Raw genomic sequence first — 8,962 nt, 5'->3', positions numbered from 1 at the left:
TCAGCAGCGCCGGTGAAGGGGTATTTACGGATTGGGTTCGGGACCTGCAACCCCCATTTTCAAAAAACTTCGCAATTCCCGAAAGAATCTTTCCCTCATTAATAAAAACAACAGGTTAGCTTAATAAAACCTCCCGAGAACTCGCTAGAACGAGGTTTGCAGCGACGGAAAGAACAGCCTTTCGGCGGAATCATACCCAATGCTTGGTAGGCATCCCGGGACTCGGGCGAACGAAAACGCCGCCCGAGTCTCCTCGGACGGCGCGATTCACTGCGATGATCGCTGATTCACGTCAAATCAAAGCGATCCGCGTTCATCACCTTGTTCCAGGCCGATACGAAATCGCAGACAAATTTTCCGCCTGCGTGGTCCTGACCATAGACCTCAGCCAATGCCCGCAACTGCGAGTTCGACCCAAAGACCAGATCAACCCGGGTGCCCGTCCACTTCACGTCGCCGCTGGACCGGTCACGGCCCTCATAGGTGCCATCACCCGACGGTTTCCACTCGGTCCCCATATCCAGCAGGTTCACGAAGAAGTCGGTGCTGAGCGTACCAATCCGGTCAGTGAGCACACCGTGATACGTGTCGCCGAAGTTTGCACCCAGCACACGCATCCCGCCGACAAGCGCAGTCATCTCGGGTGCGGAAAGCGTCAGCAGTTGCGCTCGGTCTACAAGCAGAGCCTCTGCCGGAACCGAGTAATCCTTGTGCAGGTAGTTGCGGAAACCATCGGCAATGGGCTCCATCACGGCGAAGGAGTCGACATCCGTCTGTTCTTGCGAGGCATCGGTCCGACCGGGCGTAAAGGGCACGTCAACATCGTGACCAGCAGACTTGGCGGCTTGTTCAATTGCAGCCGCACCACCCAGAACAATGACATCGGCCAATGAAACTTTCTTGCCGCCAGTTTGCGCGTCATTGAACGCCTTCTGAACCCCCTCAAGCGCATCCAGAGCCCTGGACAGCTTCAACGGTTCGTTAACCTCCCAATCTTTCTGCGGGGCCAGTCGAATACGCGCTCCATTGGCGCCACCACGCATATCCGATCCGCGGAAGGTCGAGGCCGAAGCCCATGCGGTCGACACCAGATCGGATACCGAAAGCCCGGTGGCGAGAATCTTGGCCTTCAGATCGGCTGCGTCCGCCTCATCAATCAGCTCATGATCGACGGCCGGAACGTTATCCTGCCACAACAACTCTTCTGCCGGGGCCTCGGACCCAAGATAACGCGAACGTGGACCCATGTCGCGGTGGGTCAGCTTGAACCAGGCGCGGGCGAAGGCATCGGCGAACTCGTCCGGGTTCTCGTGGAAGCGTTTCGAGATCGGGCCATAGATCGGGTCCATGCGCATCGCCATGTCGGCGGTGGTCATCATGGTCTTGACCTTTTTCGACGGGTCACCCGCCGCCGGGGCCATGTCTTCTTCCCTGACGCCAACCGGCTCCCAAATCCATGCGCCCGAGGGGCTCTTGGTAAGGTTCCAGTCATAGCCGAACAGCAGGTCGAAATAGCCATTGTCCCATTTGATCGGGTTCGCGGTCCAGGCACCTTCGATGCCCGAGGTGGTGGTGTCGTCGCCCTTGCCGCTGCCGAACGCATTGATCCAGCCAAGGCCCATCTCTTCTAGCGGAGCCGCTTCGGGTTCGGGGCCGACCAGACCGGGGTCGCCAGCGCCATGCGCCTTGCCAAAGGTATGCCCACCGGCGACCAACGCGACGGTTTCCTCGTCATTCATCGCCATCCGGCCAAAGGTGTCGCGGATGTCTCGACCCGAGGCCAGAATGTTCGGTTCTCCGTCCGGGCCTTCGGGGTTCACATAGATCAGACCCATCTGAACGGCGGCCAATGGATTTTCCAGATCGCGCTCGCCCGAATAGCGGCTATGAGGATTTTCCGTCGGGGCCAGCCAGTCGGTTTCGGCCCCCCAATAGATATCTTCCTCGGGCGCCCAGATGTCTTCCCTGCCGCCGGAGAAGCCGAAGGTCTTGCCGCCCATCGACTCAATGGCGCAGTTGCCCGCGAGAATGATCAGGTCCGCCCAGGAGATCTGGTTGCCGTATTTCTGCTTGATCGGCCAAAGCAGACGGCGCGCCTTGTCCAGGTTGCCGTTGTCCGGCCAGCTGTTGAGCGGTGCAAAACGCTGATTGCCCGTCGAAGCGCCGCCGCGGCCATCCGCTGTCCGATAGGTGCCGGCGCTGTGCCACGCCATACGGATGAACAGGCCGCCATAATGTCCGTAATCTGCGGGCCACCAGTCCTGCGAATCCGTCATCAGCGCATACAGGTCCTCTTTCAGCGCCTGCAGATCGAGCTTTTTGAACTCTTCCGCATAGTCGAACGCCTCACCCATCGGGTTCGAGGCAACCCCGTGCTGGTGCAAAATGGAGATGTTCAGCTGGTTGGGCCACCAGTCGCGGTTGGTCCGGCCACCCGCCGATCCATGCATCACCGGGCATTTGCCCGTGTTTGGGTTGTCACTTCCGTCCATTTCGATCTCCAATCCTGGCTATGGTGTATGTGTCGCGCGGTTAAATCCGATCCGAAAAACAGAACCCAAGAGCCTCATCGCACCCACCACAAACACGAGCGCTGCGCGCTGATGCGCCGCTCCGCCCTGCTTCATCGTGGATAAGTGCATTAACGACTCGTTCTTGCTGTCTGGACATAGATTTAGCAAATCAAAACCATTCATATAAGTTTTGTTTTTTGATGAAATTGATAACCTTAAGCTATCAACAGTATCTGTAACCCGCTGCGCTCCGGTTAACCCCCCGGCGATACAGCCGCAGCGTCATGATTGCGTTTTTGTTGCCGGCCTTCACAGTGACATTCGGATGCGACATGAGGGGATGGCGGTGAAGTTCGACTATGTGATCGTAGGAGGAGGCTCGGCAGGGGCAGTTCTGGCCAATCGACTAAGCGCAAACCCCAAAAACAAAGTATGCCTGCTGGAAGCGGGCGGGCGGGGCAACAGTTTGCTCGTCCGTATGCCTGCCGCCGTTGTCGCCATGCTGCCGGGACGGCCCAGGATCAACAACTGGGCCTTTGAAACCGTCCCTCAACCCGGCCTGAACGGGCGCATGGGCTACCAGCCGCGCGGTAAAACCCTTGGCGGGTCCAGCGCAATCAATGCAATGCTGTATATCCGGGGACAACGTCAGGACTATGACGGCTGGGCTGATCTCGGATGCGAAGGTTGGGATTGGGACAGCGTACTTCCCTATTTCAAACGCTCCGAGAATAATGAGCGCGGCGCGGATGATCTGCGTGGCGATGCCGGACCGCTACAAGTATCGGACCAGAAACAGGAGCGCGCGATCTCGCGCGCATTTGTCGAGGCCGCCACCCAGTTGCAGCACCGCCGGACTGACGACTTCAATCGCGGCGACAATGAGGGGGCGGGGCTCTATCAGGTCACGCAGTTCCACGATCCGGCCCGCAACGGAGAGCGATGCTCGGCCGCGGCGGCGTATCTGTTCCCGGTCATGAACAGGTCAAATCTGACGGTCATCACAGGTGCCCACACCGAACGCCTGACCTTTGATGGGCTGCGCGCAACCGGCGTGACCTATCGCAAGGGGAATGAAACGGGCCTGAGTGTATCGGCCAAGCGCGAAGTCCTGGTATGTGCAGGAGCGCTGAAGTCCCCGCATCTTCTCATGTTGTCGGGCATCGGGGATGGCGCGGTTCTGGCGAAACATGGAATCGCGGCGCGCCACGACCTGCCCGGCGTCGGGCAGAACCTGCAGGACCATCTGGACTTCACGCTCGCCTACAAGACCAAAAACACAGATACGTTCGGGATCGGCGCGATCGGGTCGGCCAAATTGATCCGGCATTTGTGGCGCTGGCGGAAAACCGGCGTGTCGATGGCGGCCACGCCCTTTGCCGAAGGGGCAGCCTTTCTGAAAACCGCACCCGACCTCGAAAGGCCGGACATCCAACTGCACTTTGCCATCGCGTTGGTAGATGACCATGCGCGCAAGCTGCATATGGGATACGGCTATAGCTGCCATATCTGCAAACTGCGCCCGGAAAGCCGGGGGTCGGTTTCTCTGAACAGTGCCGATCCCATGGCACCCCCCGCGATCGACCCCCGATTTCTGTCCGACCCGCGCGATCTGGACACGATGATCAAGGGGGCCCGGATGATGCGGGACATCATGCAGGCCCCGGCGCTGAGCGACTACAGACACAAGGAACTGTTCAGCACCGACACCGCCCGAACCGATGCGGATTGGGAACGGCATATCCGGGCCCGCGCGGATACGATCTATCACCCGGTGGGCACCTGCAAGATGGGAGTCGACGACATGGCGGTCGTCGGCCCGGATTTGCGTGTGCGAGGCATTGCGGGATTGCGCGTGGTAGACGCCTCAATCATGCCGACGCTGATTTCCGGCAATACCAATGCACCAACCATGATGATTGCGGAAAAAGCGTCTGACCTGATTCTCGCGTCCGCCTGATCCGTCGGCGCAGGTTCAGTGGCCGCTGACTTTCTTGTAGAGCGCCGATTTGTAACCGAAGGGAATCCCCAGAACTCCGACCAGCCACCCGGCTGTGCGGGCGATTTGTATCAGCCGCCGATCCGGCTGAAATGGAAACAACAGGATCGCCCCCAGCAGCGCCACAAGGCGCAACGGGGCGCTCAGAAAACCCAGGACGGCTTTTGCCGGCTTCTGATCAAGCTTGCGACGCATATGGGTGTTGGACTGATCCCGCCCTCGGGCGGCCTGATACCAGAACGACAAGCGCTCGGGCGGAATGGTCTCGTACACAAATGCGTCTGGAACCCACCCGACAGGCAGCCCGGCGGCAACGGTCTCGGCATAGAACTTTGCGTCTGTTCCGCCCGTCATCCGCATGGATTCGTCGAACCAGAGGCCGGTTTCGCTGAACAGGCGCGTTTCGCCCAGCCAATTGTTGGTCACGATGGTCACGCCGCCCGTATCATTCAGCGTGGCCTTGTGCGCAGCCGCTTTTTCCTTGTCGAGGTAACGGTTACTGATGTTGCGCAGCATCAGCCGTTGCAGTGGAGATTCCTGACCCGTCGGCCCCGCAGCACGTAGCGGCGCACCCAGCAGCACTGCTGAACTGCCGCGATATCCGTCGACCAGCCGCTCAAGCCAGTCGGATGCCACCACTTCGTCGTCATCCACAAAACAAAGCAGATCCGAGCCGTGCTCCAGCGCTTCGCGCGCTGCACGGTTGCGCCCGAAGGGGATACCCGGCTCGGTTTCGAGGACGTAATCCAAACCCGCGCCATTGGGCAGAACGTCACCCGCCGCCCGCACTGTATCCTCGCTCAGCGCCGAGCTGTCGTTCTCAACCACCAGGCATCGAACTGAACACTCGGGCGGCAGCGTCATCTCTCCCCAGCTCTGGATCAACGCGGCCAGCATACCGGGCCGCTGCCGGGTAAGGGTCGAGACGGTAATCTTCAGCGGGGCAGAGCGATCCTTCATCGCACCCCCATACAACCCGCATCCGTTTCTTGACAAGGCGCAGCGGTCACGAGGGGTTCATCAGCGCTTCCAGCCCCACGCGGTAATTCGGATAGAGCAACGAGACACCCAGTTCGGATTTGATCCGATCATTTCGGACACGTTTGTTTTCGTTATAAAAGCTGCGCGCCATCGGGGTCAGATCGGCCTCATCGAACGAGACCGCAGGTGGCAGCGGCAGGCCCTGCAACTCGGCAGCATACCCGATCACGTCCTGCGGCGGCACCGGTTCGTCATCGCAGACATTGTAGATCGCACCCGGATTGGGCCTGGCCATCGATGTGGTCAGCACCTGCGCAATGTCATCCACATGAATACGAGAAAATACCTGCCCCGGCTTGATGATCCGCCGCAATCCCCCGCGTTTGAGCTTCGAGAACGGCCCGCGCCCCGGACCGTATATGCCTGCCAGACGGAATATATGCAGTGGCAGGCCCGGAATCTCGGCCCATTGCGTTTCGGCGTGTACGCGCCACCGGCCGCGTTCGGCAGTCGGCGCGGGCGGCGTGGTCTCATCCACCCAACCTCCCTGATGATCGCCGTATACTGCCGTGGTCGACAGATACCCGACCCATTTGAACTGTTTGGCACGCGCTGCGATCTCGTGCTGCAGCTCAGCCAATACAGGGTCACCTTCGGCTGTGGGCGCGGTCGAGATCAGAAGGTGCGTCACGCCATCCAGATCAGGCCGATCCCCCGGCCAGACACGAGGGTCAGCACCCGAAGCGCGAATGGTCTCAAGTTGTTTTGCATCGCGCGTGGTTCCGATGACCCGCCACGCGGTTGGATCTAGTCGCCTCGATACAGCGCGGGCGGAATAGCCGTGGCCGAAGGAAAAGAGTGTCTGTGTCATAGGCCCTTTGATGATCCGCCCGGCCCGGGGATGCAAGCGCCGGATGGACGCACTTGATTCGAATCCTCTGATGCGCATTCATTGGGATATGAGTAAAAATACACCCGACCTGCACACCGCCTATTCCCTGAAATCGCCCGAGGAGAACAAGCGCCTCTATGCAGAATGGGCCGGGGATTACGATGACAGTTTTGCTGCGCTCAACGATTACCAGCTCCACATCCACACAGCACGCGCCTTCGTGGGTGCGGGCGGACAGGGCCCGGTATTGGATGTCGGCGCGGGCACGGGATTATGCGGCGCGGTTCTGGCCGGGTTGGGCGTGGGGCCGATTGATGCCACCGATATCAGCGGCGAAATGCTGGACCAGGCGATGCGCAAAGATATTTACCGCGACGCGATTGAGGCCGATCTGAATCAGGGCCTGCCGGTCCCGCGCGGCAGTTATGCCGGTGTCGTATCCTCCGGAACCTTCACTCATGGCCATCTGGGACCCGAGGTCTTTCCAGCGCTTCTGCGTGTCGCACGTCCCGGCGCGCAATTCGCCCTGTCGATTAATGCAAAGCATTTTGAGGCGTTGGGCTTTGCCGATACATTCCATCGTCTCGAGGCCGGGCAGATCGGCAATCTGTCGTTCACGCAGGTTCGTATTTATGGCGATCTGGCCGCCGGTCCCAACAAAGATGATACCGCCCAGATCGCGTTGTTCGAAAAAATGTGAACTAGCTGAACTCGAACGCCGACGATCGCAGCGGACCCGTGCGCCCCACTCGTTCAGGTATACATCTGCTTCTTGTAGGCCCGCGTCCGCGTCGTCGCCTCGGCCGAACCGTCGTGATAGGTGCCGAACCACTTGTCGAACGGAATCTCGGACGTGCCATAGTTGCACTCGAAATACCGGTGATGAAGCTGGTGGAAGAAATCCCCGGCCCGCGCGGCGTCCGTTTCGCCAGCCTTCAGCTTTTCGAACCCCGAGTGGGACAGCACGGGGCTGATCTGTTGGAAGTAGACGTGAAACAGCACATGCAGCGGATGCGAGGGCACGATCAGATGGATGAAGTAGGTCGTGAAATAAAGCAGGTTTTCATACCAGTGGTTCGATATCCCTGACCACGGCCCGATATTGACGTTGCGGTGATGCACGGCATGGACGTGTTTATAAAGCTTCGGATGATGCTCCAACCGGTGCACCCAGTAAAAATGCAGCCCGGACCACATCGGGATCAGCAGCATCCAGATCACAAACCAGACCGGTGCAGCAGCCCAGGTTATGACCGGCGCATAGCCATTCGCCATCGCCCAGTAGATCAGCCACTGATAGACCGTCGCCACGGTCATCGCGCTGCCCAACGTCCACCAGATATTGTCCAAAACCTGGTTCCGAAAGGTAAACGAGCCATTGTTGCGGGTCAGATCACGGCGGTCGAATTTCTTGTACATGCCCTGACCTTTGCGCATGTAAAGCCACCAGTGCAGCCCCCCTGCGACGACGATCTGGGGCACCAGATTCAGCAGCCAGACGCGGAACATCCAACCGGGCGCGAATGTCTGCATGGTCTCTAATGCAGGTAAAAACGCGAAATAGGCGATTGTAGCCATTACCATGCAAAGCGTCAGCGACGTAAGCGGCAGCCAAGCTCCTCTGTACCAGTTCAGGACAGCCGCAGGACGTGGTGGCCAGTTGAACAAAGGGTTCAAACCCACCGGGCCATCGGGGCGGTAATTCCAGCGGGCGGCTTCTGCGTCATGTGCATCGGTCATGGCTGCAACTCCTTAGAGGGCGCTTTAGGTGGCGTAGTCCGAGCCTTCGGCATCCAGAACAGATTTGATTTCGCGCAGATGCGCTTCGGCCTGTCCGGGATACTCATCAAGCTCTTGCGCGGTTTTCTCGGCAATCTCATCGGACAGAACGCGCAAGGGTTGCCCGGTTTGAAGGGCACGAATGTATGTCTCGGCAGCGCGTTCGAAATAATAGAGCCTATTAAAGGCATCTGCAGGGCTGCTGCCGATTACCAGAACCCCGTGATTACCCATGATCATAACCTTCTTCTTCGGGTCCGAGAGCATTGAAGCACAACGCTCGCCTTCACTTTCAAACGCCAGACCGCCGAATTCTTCATCGATCACATAGCGGTTGAAAAAGGTCGCGGTGTTCTGATCGATCGGCGGCAGGGTGCTGTCTGCCAGCGAGGCCAGTACCGTCGCAAAAATCGAATGCACGTGCATCACGCAGCGGGCATGGCGACAATGGCGGTGGATCGACCCGTGCAGCCCCCAAGCCGTCGGGTCCGGCGCGCCGGGCTGATCCATGACATCTTTGTCATTGGCATCCAGCAGCAGCAGGTTGGACGCTTTGATCCGCGAGAAATGCATCTGGTTGGCATTCATCAGAAACTGCGTGCCGTCTGCATTCACGGCCAAGCTGAAATGGTTCGCCACCCCTTCATGCATGTTGAGACGCTCGGTCCAGCGGAAGGCGGCGGCCATGTCCACACGCTCGGGCCAGTGATCGATGTTGGGGCGCAGATTGGCGACGCTCATGCCGGGCTCCTTCGCGGGGTGATCGGGTCTTTGGATGAAATCGTGCCCGCACCGCAA

The 8,962-nt window shown here is 59.3% G+C and carries 7 protein-coding genes; 2 read left to right on the top strand and 5 right to left on the bottom strand.

Annotated elements, in window-relative coordinates:
* Positions 1-287 precede the first annotated feature (287 nt).
* A complete protein-coding gene (gene katG, locus RA27_RS14385) occupies positions 288-2,492 on the bottom strand; it encodes a catalase/peroxidase HPI (protein WP_039540350.1) in 2,205 nt (734 codons plus the stop codon).
* A gap of 367 nt (positions 2,493-2,859) precedes the next feature.
* On the opposite strand from katG, the gene RA27_RS14380 reads away from it, so the two are divergent.
* Entirely contained in the window at positions 2,860-4,473 is a 1,614-nt protein-coding gene (locus tag RA27_RS14380; protein ID WP_039540393.1) for a GMC family oxidoreductase N-terminal domain-containing protein, read from the top strand.
* Positions 4,474-4,488: 15 nt separating this feature from the next.
* On the opposite strand, the gene RA27_RS14375 is transcribed toward RA27_RS14380, so the two are convergent.
* Complete coding sequence (locus RA27_RS14375) at positions 4,489-5,472, bottom strand: glycosyltransferase (RefSeq protein ID WP_039540347.1); 984 nt, start codon at positions 5,470-5,472, stop codon at positions 4,489-4,491.
* A 46-nt stretch (positions 5,473-5,518) separates the two neighbouring features.
* A complete protein-coding gene (locus RA27_RS14370) occupies positions 5,519-6,364 on the bottom strand; it encodes an SDR family oxidoreductase (protein WP_039540344.1) in 846 nt (281 codons plus the stop codon).
* A gap of 88 nt (positions 6,365-6,452) precedes the next feature.
* Between RA27_RS14370 and RA27_RS14365 the strand changes: the two genes are divergently transcribed.
* On the top strand, positions 6,453-7,085 hold the full coding sequence (locus tag RA27_RS14365; RefSeq protein ID WP_039540390.1) for a class I SAM-dependent methyltransferase: 633 nt from the start codon (positions 6,453-6,455) through the stop codon (positions 7,083-7,085).
* A gap of 53 nt (positions 7,086-7,138) precedes the next feature.
* Here RA27_RS14365 and RA27_RS14360 read toward each other — a convergent pair whose 3' ends face one another.
* Entirely contained in the window at positions 7,139-8,125 is a 987-nt protein-coding gene (locus RA27_RS14360; protein WP_039540341.1) for a sterol desaturase family protein, read from the bottom strand.
* A gap of 24 nt (positions 8,126-8,149) precedes the next feature.
* Positions 8,150-8,905 carry a class II aldolase and adducin N-terminal domain-containing protein gene (locus RA27_RS14355; protein WP_039540338.1) on the bottom strand — a complete coding sequence of 252 codons (756 nt, stop codon included), beginning with the start codon at positions 8,903-8,905 and terminating at the stop codon, positions 8,150-8,152.
* Between the last annotated feature and the right edge of the window lie 57 nt (positions 8,906-8,962).

Source organism: Ruegeria sp. ANG-R, from assembly GCF_000813985.1.
In the GTDB taxonomy this organism is placed as follows: Bacteria; Pseudomonadota; Alphaproteobacteria; order Rhodobacterales; family Rhodobacteraceae; genus Ruegeria.
This window is presented reverse-complemented; position numbering and strand designations above follow the sequence as displayed.

Coding starts and splice junctions, on each gene's coding strand:
- RA27_RS14355 (WP_039540338.1), bottom strand. CDS start 8,905: ATGAGCGTCGCCAATCTGCGCCCCAACATCGATCACTGGCCCGAGCGT.
- RA27_RS14365 (WP_039540390.1), top strand. CDS start 6,453: ATGAGTAAAAATACACCCGACCTGCACACCGCCTATTCCCTGAAATCG.
- RA27_RS14360 (WP_039540341.1), bottom strand. CDS start 8,125: ATGACCGATGCACATGACGCAGAAGCCGCCCGCTGGAATTACCGCCCC.
- RA27_RS14375 (WP_039540347.1), bottom strand. CDS start 5,472: ATGAAGGATCGCTCTGCCCCGCTGAAGATTACCGTCTCGACCCTTACC.
- RA27_RS14370 (WP_039540344.1), bottom strand. CDS start 6,364: ATGACACAGACACTCTTTTCCTTCGGCCACGGCTATTCCGCCCGCGCT.
- katG (WP_039540350.1), bottom strand. CDS start 2,492: ATGGACGGAAGTGACAACCCAAACACGGGCAAATGCCCGGTGATGCAT.